We start from the raw sequence: 16469 nt of genomic DNA, 5'->3' as shown, positions 1-16469 counted from the left end.
CGGACGCACAGCCCGCTGCGCGCCCTGCCCGATTGCCGGCGAGTCGACCTGCGCCGGCAGGCGGGCCTGATATTCAATCTGTAGAAAAGAGCTCTCATTATGAATTTCCAGATAGCCTTGCTGCTGGGCCAGGACGGTATGACCAACGGCGCGATCTATGCGCTGTTGGCCCTGTCGATCCTCCTGGTGTTCACCGTGACCCGGATCCTGTTGATCCCCCAGGGTGAATTCGTGACCTACGGCGCCTTGACCATGGCTACTTTGCAGAGTGGACACCCGACTGCTCTGGTCTGGCTGCTACTCGGCCTGACGCTGATCGATTGCGCACTCGATGTGTGGGGTGCCGCACGTTCGAGCCAGGCGTTCCGTTTTCCCAAACGCATTCTCGTCAAGCTCGGCTATGCCGGGCTGATGGCCGCGCTGATCAACACCTTGCCGCTGGCCGATTTGCCAATGGCGGTCCAGGCGCTGCTGACACTGGCGTTGGTGGTTCCGCTGGGGCCGCAGATCTATCGTCTGGTGTTCCAGCCGATCGCCTCGGCCAGTTCATTGGTCCTGCTGATTGTGTCGATAGCCGTGCACGTCAGCATGGTCGGTATTGCGCTGTTGTTGTTCGGCCCTGAAGGCGCCCGCACCCGACCGTTCTCCGAAGCCGGCCTGGAACTGGGCCCGGTCACCTTCAACAGCCAGACGCTCTGGGTGCTGGCCGTGTCCCTGGGGCTGATCGTCGGGCTGTACCTGTTCTTCGAGCGCACGCTCTATGGCAAGGCCTTGCGTGCCACCGCGGTCAACCGCATGGGCGCCCGGCTGATGGGTATTTCGCCGACCCTCGCGGGCAAGTCGACCTTCCTGCTCGCCGCGCTGATCGGCACGCTGTCGGGGATCCTGATCGCACCAATCACCACGCTGTATTTCGATTCCGGTTTCGTCATCAGCCTCAAAGGCTTTGTCGGCGCGATTATCGGCGGGCTGGTCAGCTATCCGGTCGCCGCGCTCGGCGCTCTGGCGGTGGGCCTGATCGAAGCATTCTCAATGTTCTGGGCCAGTACCTATAAAGAAATCATCGTGTTCACCCTCATTATTCCGTTCCTGCTTTGGCGTTCGTTCACCAGTCGTCATGTGGAGGAAGAAGAATGAATCCGCGCTATCTGATGCTTGCCTTGTTGCTGGTGGTGGGCGTCGCTCCGCTGCTGTTGCCGCCGTACTACGTCACCCTGCTCAATTACATCGGCATGTACGCCCTGGTGGTGCTGGGGCTGGTACTGCTCACCGGTGTTGGCGGCATGACCAGTTTCGGTCAGGCCGCGTTCGTCGGACTGGGCGCCTACACGTCAGCCTACCTGACCACCACCGAACAATTGCCGGCCTGGCTGGCCTGGGCGGGGACGTCGCCCTGGCTGACGCTGCTGGTGGGAGTCGTGCTCACCGCCTCGGTGGCGCTGATTCTCGGCGCGCTGACGCTCAAGCTGTCCGGGCATTACCTGCCGCTGGGCACGATTGCCTGGGGCCTTTCGCTGTACTACCTGTTCGGCACCATGGAATCCCTGGGCGGTCATACCGGCGTCGGCGGTTTACCATCGATTTCGTTGTTCGGCCTGAAGCTGGATAAAGGCGAGAACATTTTCTACCTGATCTGGGTCTTGCTACTGGTGGCTATCGTCATCACTCAAAACCTCCTGAATTCCCGCGAAGGCCGCGCCATTCGCGCACTCAAGGGCGGCCAGGTAATGGCCGAGTCGATGGGGGTCAACACCTTCCGCTCGAAGATGGTGATCTTCGTCATCTCTGCGGTTTTCGCGGCGATTTCCGGCTGGCTCTATGCGCACACCCAACGCTTCGTCAACCCGACACCATTCGGTTTGAACATGGGCATCGACTACCTATTCATGGCCTTGATCGGCGGTGTCGGCAGCGTTTGGGGCGCTCTGCTCGGCGCGGGCATCCTGACCATGCTCAAGCAATGGTTGCAGGACTGGTTGCCGCACCTGCTGGGTAACACCGGCAACTACGAAATCATCGTGTTCGGCATCCTGATCGTGGTCCTGATGCAGCGTGCGCCCGGTGGTCTGTGGCCACTGCTGACGCGCCTGATACCCGCCCGCTTCAAGGTGCGCGCCAAGGCACAGAACATCGACGCCAGCGCGACGCCCCTGCCGCGCCGGCAACTGCCCAAACATGGCGAACTGATCCTTGAGGCCCGACATGTGACCAAGCGCTTCGGCGGTCTGGTTGCCAACAACGACATGAGCCTGGAAATCCGCTCCGGTGAAATCCTCGCACTGATCGGCCCCAACGGCGCCGGCAAGAGCACCATGTTCAACCAGCTCTCCGGTGTCGATACACCGAGCAGCGGCGATGTGCTGTTCATGGGTCAAAAAATCAACGGCCTGAACTCACGGCAAGTCGCGCGCATGGGCATGAGCCGCACCTTCCAGCACGTGAAACTGCTGGGCAACATGAGCGTGCTGGAGAACGTCGCTATTGGCGCGCATTTGCGTGGCAAGCAAGGCGTGCTGTCGGCGGCCCTGCACCTGGATCGTCGCGAGGAAGCCGAATTGCTCAGCGAAGCCAAGCGTCAGCTGGAACGCGTAGGTCTTGGTGACTACCTGTATGAAGAGGCCGGGAGTCTGGCCCTCGGCCAGCAACGAATCCTGGAAATCGCCCGCGCCTTGTGCGCCGATCCGTGCCTGCTGCTGCTCGACGAACCCGCGGCCGGTCTGCGCCTGAAAGAAAAGGAAGCCCTCGGCATCCTGCTCAGCCGCCTGCGCAGCGAAGGCATGGCGATTCTGCTGGTCGAGCACGACATGGACTTCGTCATGGGCCTGGTCGATCGTGTGGTGGTCATGGAGTTCGGCCAGCGGATCGCTCAGGGCCTGCCCGAAGACGTACAGAAGGATCCGGCGGTGCTGGAAGCCTATCTGGGAGGAGTTGAATGATGAACATGCAAGTGGAACCGCACCTCGCACCGCGTAACCAGGTCGACGACGCCGTGTTGGAGATCAAGGACCTGAGCGTGGCCTATGGCAAAGTCGAAGCGCTGAGCAACGCCAGCCTGACGGTCGGCAAGGGTCAGATCGTGACGGTAATCGGCCCCAATGGCGCCGGCAAGACCACCCTGCTTTCGGCAATCATGGGCGCGCTGGGCTCTCGGGGTCAGGTTCATTTCGACGGCAGCCTGGAAACCTTGCCGGAGGTGGAAGTGATGGTCTCGCGGGGCCTGGGCCTGGTGCCGGAAAAACGCGAGCTGTTTACCAGCATGAGCGTGGCCGACAATTTGCTGCTCGGCGCCTTTCAACGCCATCGCCGGGGCGACCGTCGCTACAGCGAGACCCTGGGCGAAGTCTACGAACTGTTCCCGCGCCTGTGGGAGCGCCGCGAGCAACTGGCGGCGACGTTGTCCGGCGGTGAACGGCAGATGCTCGCGGTGGGCCGGGCGCTGATGGCCAAGCCCAAGCTGCTGATGCTCGACGAACCGAGCCTGGGCCTGGCGCCGCTGATTACCCGGGAAATTTTCCGCATCATCACTGCGCTGCGCGAGCAAGGCGTGTCGATCCTGCTGGTGGAGCAGAACGCGCGCGCCGCCCTGCGGGTGGCCGATTACGCCTATGTGCTGGAAACCGGGCAGATCGCCATGCAGGGCCCTGCCCGGAAACTGGCTGACGATCCGCGCGTGATAGAAGCCTATCTGGGCCTGGCCAGCAAACACCAGGAAATGCTCGCTAACTGACTGCCGCCCCGCCCCGGTGCCCGAGACGGCGCCGATCTGGCGTCGAGCCCGGCCTTTCGAGGTCTTTCTGAACACCCGGAGTCGCGATGAACGCTTCCCCCTTGCGCATCGGCATCGCCGGTGCGGGTGCCATCGGCTGCACCCTGGCAGCACGTCTGGCTGGTCGCGGCCATACGGTCAACGTACTGGCCCGAGGTGAAACCTTGTCGGCCATCCACCGTGACGGCATTCACCTGTCCGATCTGGACGGCGACCACCATGTGCGGATTCACGCCAGCGACGACGCCGCCAGTCTGGGCGAACAGGACCTGATTTTTCTCTGCACCAAGGCGCCAGCGCTGGCCAGCCTGTTACCACAGATCCAACCGATGATCGGCGCCGAGACCGTGGTCATTCCGGTCGTCAACGGCGTGCCATGGTGGTACTTCCATGGCGAAGGCGGACGCTACGACGGGCAACGCGTGAACGCGGTCGATCCCCAGTCGATTCTTGGCGAAGCCCTGGACCTGCGCCATGTGATCGGCTGCGTGGTGTTCATTACCGCCCACTGTACAGCCAACGCCGTGGTCGAATCACACACCCCGCACCTGATGATTTTCGGAGAACTCGACAACCGCCTCAGCCCGCGCCTGGAGCGTGTGCGCGCGCTGATCGAAAGTGCCGGAATCGAAGCGCGAGCCACCGAACGCATCCGCGACAACCTGTGGACCAAGATCATCGCCAATATCACCTCCAACCCACTCTCGGTGATTACCGGCGCCACCCTCGATCAGCTTTACAGCCTACCGGAGTTGCAGGAGCTGGTCCGCACCTGCCTGCACGAAACCCTGCTCACCGCCGCCGCGCATGGCGCGCGCGTGAGCATCGACCCACAGACCTTTCTCGAACTCGGCGCCAGCATGGGCGCCGTGCGCACCTCGATGCTGCAGGACTATGAAAAAGGCCGCCCCCTGGAGTTGGCCGCCATCGGCGACGCGGTGCTGGAGTTGGCCGATTACATGGCGATCCCGATGCCCGTCACTCGACACCTCATTGCCCTGGCGCGCTTTCGCGGCGACCAGGCCTGCCACTGACTCACGACGACAAGGACTCCGACATGAACCACAGCCCATTGGAAAAACCGCAACAGTACAGCGACGAAGAATGGGCACTGCGCGTGCAACTTGCGCATTGCTACCACCTGGTGGATTTCTTTGGCTGGACCGAGACCATCTTCAACCATATTTCTGCACGCCTGCCCGGCCCGGCGCACCATTACCTGGTCAACCCGTTCGGCCTGAATTACACCGAAGTGACGCCGGCCAACCTGCTCAAGGTCGACCTGCACGGCAAGAAGCTCGAAGACTCGCCCTATGACGGCAACCCTGCCGGTTTCGCCCTGCACAGCGCAGTGCACGGTGCGCGCCCGGACATTCAATGCCTGATCCACACGCACACCACGCCGATTTCAGCCATCGTCACGAAAAAGGCCGGCTTTACCCATAACGACTTTTACGGTGCGCAACTTTACGGACGGATCGGCTACCACACCTTCGAAGGCATCACACTGTTCGATGACGAAAAAGCCCGGATGATCGACAGTCTCGGCGACAAGCACATCCTGGTGCTGCGCAACCACGGTATTGCCGTCGGTGAAAGCGGCATCGCCAAGGCATTCTTCCTGCTGTGGACAGTGCAGCGCGCCGCCGAAATCCAGTGTCAGGCCGGCGCCTTGGGCGGTGAAGACAATCCGCTGCCGGAGGCGGTCAGCCAAAAGTGCGCGGAACTCACGGCCATGCTTATTCGGGACAGCGGCTTCGCTGTAAAATTCTTCGACGCCATGGTTCGCAAAATGCGCACCGAACGCGGCCAATGCTGGTAAGCGCGGGAGCGTTCAATGGGTAACTCAGTGGAACTCGCACACCCGACCACCTCCCCGGTGCTGGAAGAAATCCCGATCTCGCGCCTGGATATCCGAGGCCATTTACTCGGCTGCAATGACGCCTATCTGGTGCTCACCGGCTACGGCCGGGAGGATTTGCTAAACCAGCCACATGAACTGATCAATCACCCGCTGATGCCCAAGCGAGTCATCGACCGTATGTGGAAGACCCTGCGCAGCGGCGTGCCGTGGACAGCGCCCATGATGGGCCGCGATAAACAGGGCACCACCTTCTGGTGCAATCTTTATGTGGTACCGCTGCTCGAGGGCGGTCAGCTGAACGCACTGGGTACGGCTTATCACCCGATGGACGCCGCCCAAAGCCTACGAGCGGAGAAACTCTATCGACGCTTGAATGACGGCCTCGGACCACTGACACTTGCCCGGCGGGTGCAGGAACACGCCAGCAGCCAGGGTATCGCGTGGCTCTTGGGCCTGCTGGTCATGGGCGCCATGATCGGTGAACAGATCGACGTGGTACCGGGCCTGCTGGTGCTCGGCGGAGTGCTCGCCTCGGCTTGGCAGTGGCGAGCCAGACAGCGCGCGGATGTCCGCCGGATCATGGCTCGACATGATCAGGTCTACAGCGATGCCTTGCTGGCATCGCTTCAGGACGGCAGCGCCTGCGTCGCCAGCCGTTTTGACATGGCGCTCAACAGCCAGAACACGAGGATGCGCACGGTCATGGCGCGCATCCGGATCAACGGTGAGACCGTGCGTCAACGCGCGCAAGAATCCTCGATGCTGGTGCAGACCCAGTCGGGTCACCTGCAACGGCAACTTGAAGAAGCCGAGCAGTCCGCCGCCGCAGTCCATCAAATGAGTGCCACAATCCAGGAGCTGTCGCGCAACCTGCAACACGCGGCCGAAGCGACTCAAGCCGTAGATCACCTGGCTCACGACGGCGACCGGATGTCCGGGCAGAGCCAGCGTTCGATGACCGGCCTGTGCACCTCGGTCGAAGAGATCGGTCAGGCGGTCAGCCGCCTGGCGGAATCGATCGAATCAATCAGTGGCGTCGCTCATGTGATTCGCAGCATCGCCGAACAGACCAACTTGCTGGCCCTGAACGCGGCCATCGAAGCGGCCCGTGCCGGGGAGTCAGGACGCGGTTTCGCGGTGGTCGCCGATGAGGTGCGCAGCCTCGCTACCCGAACCCGCGAATCCACCGAACAGATCCAGCGCTCCATCGAGCAATTGCGCGACGGCAGTGCCCTGGCGTTGGCCACAGCACAACGCGGCGAATCGGCCGCGCGAGAGTCCCGCGAGGATGTGGCCCAAGTACAAACGGCGCTGCGGCGCATCTGCGAGGAAGTCGGGCAGATCTCCGGCATGAGTTTGCAGATGGCCTCGGCCATCGAACAACAAGGTCAAGTCGCCCAAGAGATCAACGGGCAGATTTCCCAGATCGTGAGCCTGGCGCAAACCAGTAGCGATCAGTCCCGACGCAGTACCCAGATCGGCGAGGAGCTGCACCAACTGGCCAACTCCCAACTCGACCTGGCCCGGCGCTTTCTTCAGGGCTGAGCGAATCGACCCTCAAGCGTCAGGCCTGTCGTCGCAGGGTCTCGGACGGCAGGCAGCCGTATTGCTTGCGGTACTGCATCGCGAAATGACCGAAGCTGGCAACCCCGTGACACAACAGAACATCCGTCACGCTGTCGGCCGGTCCTGCCTGCTGCAAGGCCAGGTGTACCAGGGCCAACCGACGGGTGCGGACATAGTCGCTGGGGGTTTGCTGGAGAAAGCGCGTAAAGCCATTTTGCAAGGTGCGGATGGACACTCCGCAGAAGTGCGCCAGGCTCGCCAGGGCAATGGGTTCTGCCAGGTGCTGCTCGATGTAGTCACGGGCCTTCTTGATGTGGTGAGGCATCGGCTGACGCTGGTCTTGCAGCAGATCGACCGAGTAATTGTGCGGCAACTGGGTCAGCAGCACCGACAACAAATAGTCCGACAGGCTCCCGCCCATGGCCGAGGTGGTCAGTGTCTGGCTGGCGTCGCCATACAGCTGGCAGATGTAGTCCAGGGTGGCGCGTACCGTCGCCATGCCCTGATGCTCGGCCTCGACCTGGATATCGAAGACCAGCGGCTGACGCAAACGCCGGTTGAGCAACACTTGCAACTGGCGTTCGAGGGCTTCGCGATCGACGCGCAAAATCAGGTTGCGGCAGTCCTTGTCAATACGGATAAAACTGCGCTCCGAAGGCGAAGAAATGGTCAATCCGCCCTTGCGCAAAAATGCACGCTGTTTGCCCAGACTGACCATGCCACTACCTTCCAGGGTGACCCGGATCAGGTAATAGTCGCTGATATCACCGGCGTCGATTTCCACCGGTGCGCCGTAGTGCAGATCGAACAGCGCCGAACTGCCGAAGAACACCCCATACAGCTGCGATTGCAGGGCGCCGCCCTGCTGCATTTTCATCTGGTGGGGCCACAGGTAATGACTGACCCGATCCTTGACCTCGCCGAATCCGCCGGAACTCATAAGGCAATGGTGACGGAGCGAAGAGCGTTGATCGAACATGCTGAAGCACCTCCATAAAATGACAATGCTGCCCGCTGGCACATCGATAATTTAGTGGAAATGGAAAGCAATTTTCACGCCATGGAAACGCTTTATGCGCGCGCGGAACAGCCTCTGCGCCTGGCGCATAGAGTCAAGGCAAACAACGGCTTAAAAAGGTCTTGCAGCACACACAAGCCAAGCCATTGGCAACCTGGAACCGCACAACAAAACCAATAAACGCACCAGGGTAGGCGCTCGGGTAACGATGGTGTCACCGATACACCCAACTGCAACAACCGCTGCCGCCGACTGACTGATTGCCAACCCTGAAGGGGCCAAACAGCATGACCAGCAAAACACCGACCGAGGTCACCCGTAAAAGCTATGCCTACGAATGGTATGTCGTTACCGTTTGCATGCTGGCCTACATTTTTTCGTTTATCGATCGTCAGATCCTGGCGTTGATGATCGAACCGATCAAACACGATATGCAGTTATCCGACACTCAATTCAGCCTGCTGCATGGCCTGGCTTTTTCGCTGTTCTATGCTTTCATGGGCATGCCCATCGCGCTGCTGGCGGACAAATTCTCCCGACCGAAAATCATCGCCATCGGCGTCGCGTTCTGGAGCCTGGCGACAGCCCTGTGCGGGGTGAGTAAAAACTTCCTGCAGATGTTCATGGCACGCATCGGCGTCGGGATTGGCGAAGCGGCGCTGTCACCGGCCACCTACTCGATGCTCAGCGACATGTTCCCCCGGGAAAAACTCGGGCGCGCCGTGGCTATCTACTCTATCGGCTCGTTCATTGGCGGCGGTGTGGCCTTTCTGATTGGCGGCTATGTCATCGACTTGCTGAAGAACCTCGACAGTGTCGCCGTGCCATTGCTAGGCGAAATGCGGCCGTGGCAGGTGACGTTTTTTCTGGTAGGCCTGCCGGGCGTATTGGTTGCCCTGCTGATTGCCCTGACGATTCGCGACCCGGCCCGCAAGGGCTTGAAACTGGACGCCGCGGGCAAGGTCCACGCGCCCAGCATGAAACAGGCGTTCAAGTTCCTGGCAGTGCACCGCAAAACCTTCTTCTGTCACTACCTGGGGTTTTCGTTCTACGCGATGACGCTGTTCTGCATGCTCAGTTGGACCCCGGCCTTCTATATGCGAAAATTCGGCCTCGCCCCCAGCGATACCGGCTACATGCTCGGGATCGTGGTTTTGCTAGCCAATACCAGCGGCGTGTTTTGCGGCGGTTGGCTGATCGATTGGTTGGCGAAAAAAGGTTACAGCGATGCACCGATCCGCGCGGGAGTGATCGGAGCCATCGGCATGGCCGTGCCCGCCATCGCGTTCACCCAGGTCAGCGAACTGTGGATGTCCGTAGCGCTATTGGCCCCGGCGATGTTCTTCGCTTCGTTTCCAATGCCGGCGTCAACCGCGGCCATGCAGATCCTGCCGCCGAATCAGATGCGCGCGCAAATCAGCGCGCTGTTCCTGCTGATCTCCAATCTGATTGGCCTGGGTCTTGGTACCACGCTGGTCGCACTGCTCACCGACCGGCTATTCCAGAACCCCGCCATGGTCGGCTCGTCCATTTCCCTGCTCAATGCCTTCGCAATCGCTTTCACCCTTCTCTTGCTGATCAAGGGTTGCCGACACTTTCGTGAGAGTCTCAAACACGAAGGCCTCACCTGAAGGCTTACCTAAGGCACGCTCCGGCGTGCCTGCTGGTTTTTTGCCGCGAGCGGCGCGACAATGGCGCCCGCTATCAAATCCAGCTCACCAGAAAGACTACGCCAACCTTTATGACCACCCCGAAAAAGCGCCTGAGCCGATACAACCCCGCCAGCGCAGACTTCAAGAAGGAAGAGTTTCCCTTCTACTGGCTGGCTCGCCTGCATGGCCGCTACTCCATGGCCATGGAGAAAGCGCTGAAGAAAATCGATATGGACATCCCGCGCTGGCGGATTCTGTTCATCCTCAAGGAAAATGGCGAGTCGAGCATTTCGGAAATCTCGATCCATGCCATCGCGAAACTCTCGACCATTACCAAAATCGTGTATCGCATGAAAGCCGACGGGCTGGTAGAGACCAATACCAGCGCCAGTGACGGGCGGGTAACTCAGGTTTCGCTCACCGATACCGGCCGCCATACCATCGAAGAAATCCAGCACGGTACCAGCGATATCTTCCGCACCAGTTTCAAAGGCCTGACTGAAGCCCAGATCACCAAACTGAACGGAACACTGGAAAAAATATTCAATAACCTGCCGGAAGACTGACCCGCAACGACCAACGCTGTGGGCACTGGCCAACAACCTGCACGCCTTAAATAGCACCAGTGCACAGCGCAAACCCGACAAATCGAATTTCTGCTTTTTTACAGGCAATCGCGCACTGCCTGGTACAGTGCGTGGATTACAGAGCGACCAAAGACCTGACCTTGCAGTACTACTACGGCAATCTGCAGGACTTTTACAAACAGCACTTTCTGGGTCTCAAATACGATTGTCAGGTCGGCCCCGGCACCCTGCGTACCGACCCGCGACACTTCGACAACCGCTCCGATGGCACCAAGGGCCATGACCCGGATTACCACACCTTCGGCTACCACGGCGACAGCGTCACCAAAGGCAAGGTCGACAGTCGCCTGAGCAACGCGCAATTCACCTGCCTGGTGAACGGCCACACCTTCACCGCCGGCCTACCCACGCCTCACTTCGCACCAACGTGTCCACGCAACGGGATAGCGATGAGCATCGCTTCTGAGGAGGTTCTTACCGCCGGATCGTACTGCATGATGCCGGGCTTCCATGAGGTTCGAGCGCTATCGCTACACCTGTACAAGAAAGCCGGAAAGGATGGGCAGAAGATCGCAGGCCATGCGAGCGAGGGCATGACCAAAACTACCAGCGAGACCACGAGGAAATCATCTGGTCCGAGGCGATTCCAGACCTAAATATCAGTGAAATCACCGGGTAGTTTTGCGCGGGTTTTGCGCAGGCACAAAAAAGCCGATCTATCTGATCGGCTTAAGCGACTGATTTTATTCAGTAAATATGGTCGGGACGGAGTGATTCGAACACTCGACCCCTAGCACCCCATCTCCTTTTTCATACTTCTTGAAAGCTTCCAAAATTTTACTCTGGATTTTTCCAAGCGAGTATTTACTTGAGCTCCAGCGGTGTTCTGCTCTACGAGAGTCCAGGAACGTCCATCAAGAGCCGGCGTTTTTGAGGGGGTAAAAGTAAGGGGAAGCCATATCATGGCCAAAATCACCATCACGGAACTCGAGTCGCTGACCGCCAATGATGAAGGACGGTGTATCCGTCAGCTTTTTCTATTGGTATCGGTGGGACAGGAGAAAATAAAGAGTACTCCTGCGGTTCCTGGCCGCACAAATCCCTGACTGACATACGCAAGGCACTGCACCTTGCTGGCGAATGGCGGGGCGACGTCGGGGTCAAACCTGCGTCAGGTCGATTCTGTAATTCTCATCGCCGCCTCTCCTACCACCTCCCGAATCTTGTCCATCAACGCCTGCGCCGCAGGCGATTGAAACGCCCCCGCTCTGGAGATCAGGCCAATGGGGCGCGTGGTGTGGCTAAGGGAAAGCGGCAGTCGCACCAGCTCACCGCTGACCATTTCGTGTTCCAGTTGATGCGCCGAAACAGCAGCGAGCATGTCTGAGCGCAGCAACACACCGCGCAAAATCGCCAGGTCGCCCGTTTCAATCACTGGGCTGGGTGCGGCGATGCCGATGTGGGCAAAAAACGCGTCTAGCAGTTGCCGTGCCGGAGAGCCGGCGCGAGGCAAGATCCAGCGGGCGGCACTCAAGTCCTCATAGACAGGCGTCCGCTCCAGCCAAGGGTGGTCGCGGCGTACCAGGATCACCATTTCCTCCCGCAGCAAGGCTTCGCTATGCAGATCGCTGGCGTAGACCGACGGGCGCAGAGCGCCGAGTACGAAATCCACATCGCCAGCGCGCATTTCACTGGCTAGCAGGTCAAACGGGCTTTCGTTTGTGACGACTCGTACGTGGGGGTGTTCCAGGGTCAGGCGCACGATGGCTTCTGGCAGTATTCCCGTGCGCCCGAGCGGCAAGGCCCCCACGTGCACGGCACCTTGAAGGGAACCACTCAACGCGGCGATGTCCGCATCGATGTGACGCAGTTCATTCAGTGCTCGCCGCACTCGCAGCAACATTGCAAGGCACGCGCGGGTCGGCAGCAAACCGTGGGGCGTGCGTTCAAACAGGCCCGCACCACTGCCCTGCTCCAGCACTTTGATAGCGGCACTGATCGCAGGCTGCGAAACGCCTAGGGCACTCGCCGTGGTTTGCATATGGTGGGTTTCACAGAGTTTCGCGAACATTTCCAGGCGGCGGTTCTGGAACAGGTAAAGCGGCTCGGCGGAGTGCCCCAGCAAAGACGGAACGGCTAGCAATTCCTCCAGGGCCCGGCGAGCCCGAGGAATGACACGGTCTCCGTAATTGGTCAGACGCATACCATTGACGGTGCGTTCGAACAGCAAGACGCCGAGGCGCTTCTCCAGCGCCAGGATGGCGCGTGTCACGACAGGCTGTGCACGAAATAGCACGGCAGATGCCTTGGATACGCTGCCGTATTCGACAACGCGAAGGAACGCGCGAACCTGCATCAAATTGGGCAACTCAGGACTGTGCATGCCTACCTGCCGAGTTTTCGAGAAAGCGGGTGCACAGCATGCATAACTCATCCCGATAAGTAAAACGCATACCTATTGCCGCCGAACGCATTATTCAACCTCCCCCTCAAATGCGACTGTGGGTGCTATCAAACAGCCGCAAGAAGAGCCCTTCGATGATCAATAAAACAAAAACTGCATTAGTCGTCAGCGCCCACTCTGCCGATTTCGTCTGGCGCGCAGGTGGCGCCATCGCCCTGCACACCCAACAAGGTTATGCCGTACACATCGTGTGCTTGTCCTATGGCGAAAGAGGTGAGTCGGCCAAGCTCTGGCGCAAAGGCGAGATGTCTGAAGACAAGGTCAAAACCGCGCGTCGCAGCGAGGCTGAAGCCGCAGCGGAGATACTTGGCGCGAGCGTGGAATTCTTCGACATCGGCGACTACCCGATGCGCGCCGATAAAGAGACACTGTTTCGTTTGGCCGATGTGTTTCGTCGCGTGCAACCGGAGTTCGTCCTCAGTCACTCGATCAAAGACCCCTACAACTACGATCACCCGCTGGCGATGAACCTGACGCAGGAAGCCCGCATCATCGCTCAGGCCGAAGGCTACAAGCCTGGCGAAAAAATTGTGGGTGCCCCACCCGTTTACAGCTTCGAACCCCATCAGCCCGAGCAATGCGAATGGCGCCCGGATGTGCTGTTGGACATCACCGAGGTCTGGGACAAGAAATACGCCGCCATCCAGTGCATGGCGGGCCAGGAGCATCTCTGGGAATACTACACCCGTGTCGCCCTGCAACGCGGTGTACAGGCCAAGCGCAATGTGGGTATCGCCTCTACCCGTAACATCGTATATGCCGAGGGCTACCAAAGCCTCTTCCCACGGGTGACGGAGAATCTGGCATGAGCACACCGATCGGAAAAACCGGCATTGTGGTACGTAATATTCCCCGTGCTGACTCGGCACTGATCGACGAACTGGATCGCTTCGGCGTTGCCACCGTGCATGAGTCCCAAGGACGCAAAGGTCTTTTGGATTCGGCCATTCGTCCCATCCAGCAGAACCAGAGCATCAGCGGAACGGCGGTGACCGTGTTGGTCGCGCCGGGCGATAACTGGATGTTTCACGTAGCCGTCGAACAGTGCCAACCCGACGACATTCTGGTGGTCGCGACATCGTCGCCATGCACCGATGGCTACTTTGGCGACTTGCTCGCCACCTCGTTGATGGCCCGAGGGGTACGGGCCCTGATCATTGACGCCGGGGTACGCGATACCCGGACGCTGCGGGACATGGGCTTCAAGGTATGGTCGCGAGCGGTTCATGCCCAAGGCACGGTCAAGGAAACCCTGGGCTCGGTCAACATACCGATCATCTGCGCCGGCCAGTTGGTCGAGCCCGGTGACGTCGTAGTGGCTGACGATGACGGCGTGGTCATTGTTCGCCGCGAAGAGTTACCCGGCGTGTTTGAAACCAGCCGAAAACGCGCTCGAATCGAAGAGCAGAAACGGGTGCGCCTGGCATCCGGCGAATTGGGGCTGGATATCTATGAGATGCGTCAGAAGCTCGTCGACCGGGGCCTGACTTACTACGACAGCCTCACAGACCTGCAAGGATGACCTTCATGCGCCAGACCCGAATTCCGTGCCTCATGATGCGTGGAGGTACATCCAAGGGCGCTTACTTCCTGGCTGACGATCTGCCGCCTGAAGGTAAGCTGCGTGATCAAGTATTACTGGCCGTCATGGGCTCACCCGATGCACGCCAGATAGATGGCATCGGGGGAGCAAATTCGCTGACCAGCAAGGTCGCCATCATCAGCCGTTCAGATCGCCCGGATGCTGATGTCGATTATCTGTTTGCTCAGGTTTCAGTCGAACACGCTCAAGTTGATTACGGCCAGAATTGCGGAAACATCCTTGCCGGCGTCGGCCCCTTTTCAATCGAGCGAGAGCTGATCAGCGCAGACGAATCGCTGACGACCGTACGGATTTTCATGATGAACACCGGCCAGATCGCCGTGGCTAACGTCCGCACACCAGGTCGCATCGTCGAGTACGCAGGGGATACCCGCATCGATGGAGTTCCTGGCACCAGTGCTCCTCTGATTGTCGAGTTCGAAGACATTGCCGGCTCCAGTTGCGGAGCGCTCTTGCCTACCGGAAATGCCATTGACCGCTTCGATGGCATTGAAGTGACGTGTATCGACAATGGAATGCCTGTTGTGCTGATCAGGGCGACTGATGTGGGGTGCACGGGCGATGAAAACCCCGAGCAACTGGACGCCAACATGGCGCTCAAAGCGTTGCTGGAATCGATCCGGCTGCAGGCGGGCCCGTTGATGAATCTGGGGGATGTGCGCGATCGCACAGTACCGAAAATGTCCCTGATAGCAGCCCCCCGCAACGGAGGCGCTATTGGCAGCCGTACCTTCATTCCTCACCGCTGTCACACATCTATAGGGGTGTTCGGCGCTGTCAGTGTCGCCTCTGCCTGCCTGATTCAAGGGACAGTCGCGAGCAGTTTGGCCCAAGTAGAAGCAGGTGATCGAGTCCAATTGTCTGTCGAGCATCCAACCGGCGAGTTCACGGTGGAGCTGCGTGTAATTGACGGTCAGTTAGCCGGTTGCGGGTTGGTGCGCACGGCACGGCTGTTGTTCGAAGGCAACGTGCTCATTCCTGGCGACGTCTGGCAAAAAACGGTGAAATCGTAATGACCACGACCGTATCTATGATCGGCTTCGGCGAAGCCGGTGCCATTCTGGGCGAGGATCTTGCAGCACAGGGCGTGAGGATCTACGCCTATGATCGACTCCTTGAAGACCCGGCCAAACGAGCCGCGCTGCATGAAAAAGCCCAGCGGTGTGGCGTTCAACTGTGCGAGGGTGCGGCTCAAGCGACAGCGCTTGGCGAGTGGATCATTTCAGCCGTCACAGCGGATAACGCACTCGAAGTCGCACTGAACGCGGCGCCACTGATGAAGCCCGGACAACTGTTTATCGACATCAACTCGGTGGCGCCCTCTACGAAGCGGGCAGCAGCCAAAGCGATGGAGCTGCATGGCGTCGATTACATTGATGCCGCAGTCATGGCGCCGGTACCACCACAACGCTTGAAAACACCCATCCTGTTAGGCGGCCAACACGCCACCTTGGTCGCTGAACGATTAAGCGGGCTAGGCATGAACGTGCGGGTAGTGGCTAATGTGATTGGCGTAGCGTCAGCGATAAAGATGTGTCGAAGCATCATGATCAAAGGCCTGGAAGCACTCACCACTGAATGTCTGAGTACCGCTCGCCAGTACCATGCCGAGGGTGAGGTGCTGGCGTCACTGCACCAGAGTTTTCCGCAGATGGGTTGGGACGGCGCCCTACCCCACTACTTGATCAGTCGCGTGGCCGAGCACGGTCGGCGTCGCGCAGAGGAAATGAAAGAGGTCGCAAAAACCGCTCGCGACGTCGACGTGGTTCCGAACATGAGCCAAGCCATCGTCAGCGCTCAGCTCGGGCTCGTCGATGCCATGCTTGATGCCGATATTGATTACTCACACCTTGAGCCATTCGACTGGATAAACCTGATCGACACGGTGTATGGCAGTCCAATCGCTCATGAAAGCACTGTCCGGGAAAAGCGGTAACATAGCCTTTTTC

At 59.6% G+C, this 16469-nt stretch carries 14 protein-coding genes and 3 pseudogenes; 15 read left to right on the top strand and 2 right to left on the bottom strand.

The annotated features are described in order from the left end of the window. Positions 1-99 precede the first annotated feature (99 nt). The 6 genes from BLU75_RS06020 to BLU75_RS05995 all read left to right on the top strand — a co-directional run bounded on the left by BLU75_RS06020 (position 100) and on the right by BLU75_RS05995 (position 7175). A complete protein-coding gene (locus BLU75_RS06020; protein WP_084377554.1) occupies positions 100-1137 on the top strand; it encodes a branched-chain amino acid ABC transporter permease in 1038 nt (345 codons plus the stop codon). Then, positions 1134-2936 (top strand): branched-chain amino acid ABC transporter ATP-binding protein/permease, encoded by a 1803-nt coding sequence (locus tag BLU75_RS06015; protein ID WP_084377552.1) that lies wholly within the window; start codon positions 1134-1136, stop codon positions 2934-2936. Before BLU75_RS06020 ends, BLU75_RS06015 begins: the two co-directional genes overlap by 4 nt. Continuing rightward, complete coding sequence (locus BLU75_RS06010; protein ID WP_172832066.1) at positions 2933-3727, top strand: ABC transporter ATP-binding protein; 795 nt, start codon at positions 2933-2935, stop codon at positions 3725-3727. The genes BLU75_RS06015 and BLU75_RS06010 overlap by 4 nt, the downstream gene beginning before the upstream one ends. An 86-nt stretch (positions 3728-3813) precedes the next feature. After that, positions 3814-4800, top strand: a complete 987-nt coding sequence (locus BLU75_RS06005) for a ketopantoate reductase family protein (protein WP_084377548.1) — start codon at positions 3814-3816, stop codon at positions 4798-4800. A 23-nt stretch (positions 4801-4823) separates the two neighbouring features. After that, entirely contained in the window at positions 4824-5588 is a 765-nt protein-coding gene (locus tag BLU75_RS06000; protein ID WP_084377546.1) for a class II aldolase/adducin family protein, read from the top strand. A gap of 15 nt (positions 5589-5603) precedes the next feature. Next, complete coding sequence (locus BLU75_RS05995) at positions 5604-7175, top strand: methyl-accepting chemotaxis protein (RefSeq protein ID WP_084377544.1); 1572 nt, start codon at positions 5604-5606, stop codon at positions 7173-7175. 19 nt (positions 7176-7194) lie between these two features. On the opposite strand, the gene BLU75_RS05990 is transcribed toward BLU75_RS05995, so the two are convergent. Further along, a complete protein-coding gene (locus BLU75_RS05990) occupies positions 7195-8175 on the bottom strand; it encodes an AraC family transcriptional regulator (protein WP_084377542.1) in 981 nt (326 codons plus the stop codon). A gap of 326 nt (positions 8176-8501) precedes the next feature. Here BLU75_RS05990 and BLU75_RS05985 point away from each other — a divergent pair, with 326 nt between their 5' ends. From BLU75_RS05985 to BLU75_RS27170, 5 genes and pseudogenes are all read left to right on the top strand, one after another. Next, the gene (locus BLU75_RS05985; protein ID WP_084377541.1) at positions 8502-9845 is read left to right on the top strand and encodes a spinster family MFS transporter; all 1344 of its coding nucleotides are present in this window, start codon (positions 8502-8504) and stop codon (positions 9843-9845) included. 110 nt (positions 9846-9955) lie between these two features. Next, positions 9956-10432 (top strand): MarR family winged helix-turn-helix transcriptional regulator, encoded by a 477-nt coding sequence (locus tag BLU75_RS05980; protein ID WP_084377539.1) that lies wholly within the window; start codon positions 9956-9958, stop codon positions 10430-10432. Positions 10433-10563: 131 nt separating this feature from the next. Continuing rightward, positions 10564-10854, top strand: a pseudogene (locus tag BLU75_RS05975) (OprD family outer membrane porin); the annotation flags it as partial. 96 nt (positions 10855-10950) lie between these two features. Beyond that, a pseudogene (locus BLU75_RS05970) lies at positions 10951-11132 on the top strand (integrase); the annotation flags it as partial. Between the two features lie 283 nt (positions 11133-11415). Then, positions 11416-11588 (top strand): annotated as a pseudogene (locus tag BLU75_RS27170) (site-specific integrase); the annotation flags it as partial. A 36-nt stretch (positions 11589-11624) separates the two neighbouring features. On the opposite strand, the gene BLU75_RS05965 reads toward BLU75_RS27170, so the two are convergent. After that, entirely contained in the window at positions 11625-12836 is a 1212-nt protein-coding gene (locus BLU75_RS05965; RefSeq protein ID WP_084377537.1) for a LysR family transcriptional regulator, read from the bottom strand. Positions 12837-12991: 155 nt separating this feature from the next. Between BLU75_RS05965 and galB the strand changes: the two genes are divergently transcribed. Genes galB through BLU75_RS05945 form a run of 4 tightly spaced genes read left to right on the top strand, consistent with a single transcriptional unit; the run spans position 12992 to position 16456 of the window. Then, positions 12992-13726 (top strand): 4-oxalmesaconate hydratase, encoded by a 735-nt coding sequence (gene galB, locus BLU75_RS05960; protein ID WP_084377535.1) that lies wholly within the window; start codon positions 12992-12994, stop codon positions 13724-13726. Further along, positions 13723-14439 (top strand): 4-carboxy-4-hydroxy-2-oxoadipate aldolase/oxaloacetate decarboxylase, encoded by a 717-nt coding sequence (locus tag BLU75_RS05955; protein ID WP_084377533.1) that lies wholly within the window; start codon positions 13723-13725, stop codon positions 14437-14439. Before galB ends, BLU75_RS05955 begins: the two co-directional genes overlap by 4 nt. Positions 14440-14444: 5 nt before the next feature. Next, the gene (locus tag BLU75_RS05950) at positions 14445-15533 is read left to right on the top strand and encodes a 4-oxalomesaconate tautomerase (RefSeq protein WP_090221392.1); all 1089 of its coding nucleotides are present in this window, start codon (positions 14445-14447) and stop codon (positions 15531-15533) included. After that, complete coding sequence (locus BLU75_RS05945; protein ID WP_084377531.1) at positions 15533-16456, top strand: NAD(P)-dependent oxidoreductase; 924 nt, start codon at positions 15533-15535, stop codon at positions 16454-16456. Before BLU75_RS05950 ends, BLU75_RS05945 begins: the two co-directional genes overlap by 1 nt. Positions 16457-16469: the final 13 nt, after the last annotated feature.

The sequence above is a fragment of the Pseudomonas mucidolens genome, from assembly GCF_900106045.1.
In the GTDB taxonomy this organism is placed as follows: Bacteria; Pseudomonadota; Gammaproteobacteria; order Pseudomonadales; family Pseudomonadaceae; genus Aquipseudomonas; species Aquipseudomonas mucidolens.
Note: the sequence above shows the minus strand (reverse complement) of the source record. Positions and strands in the feature narration are given on the sequence as shown.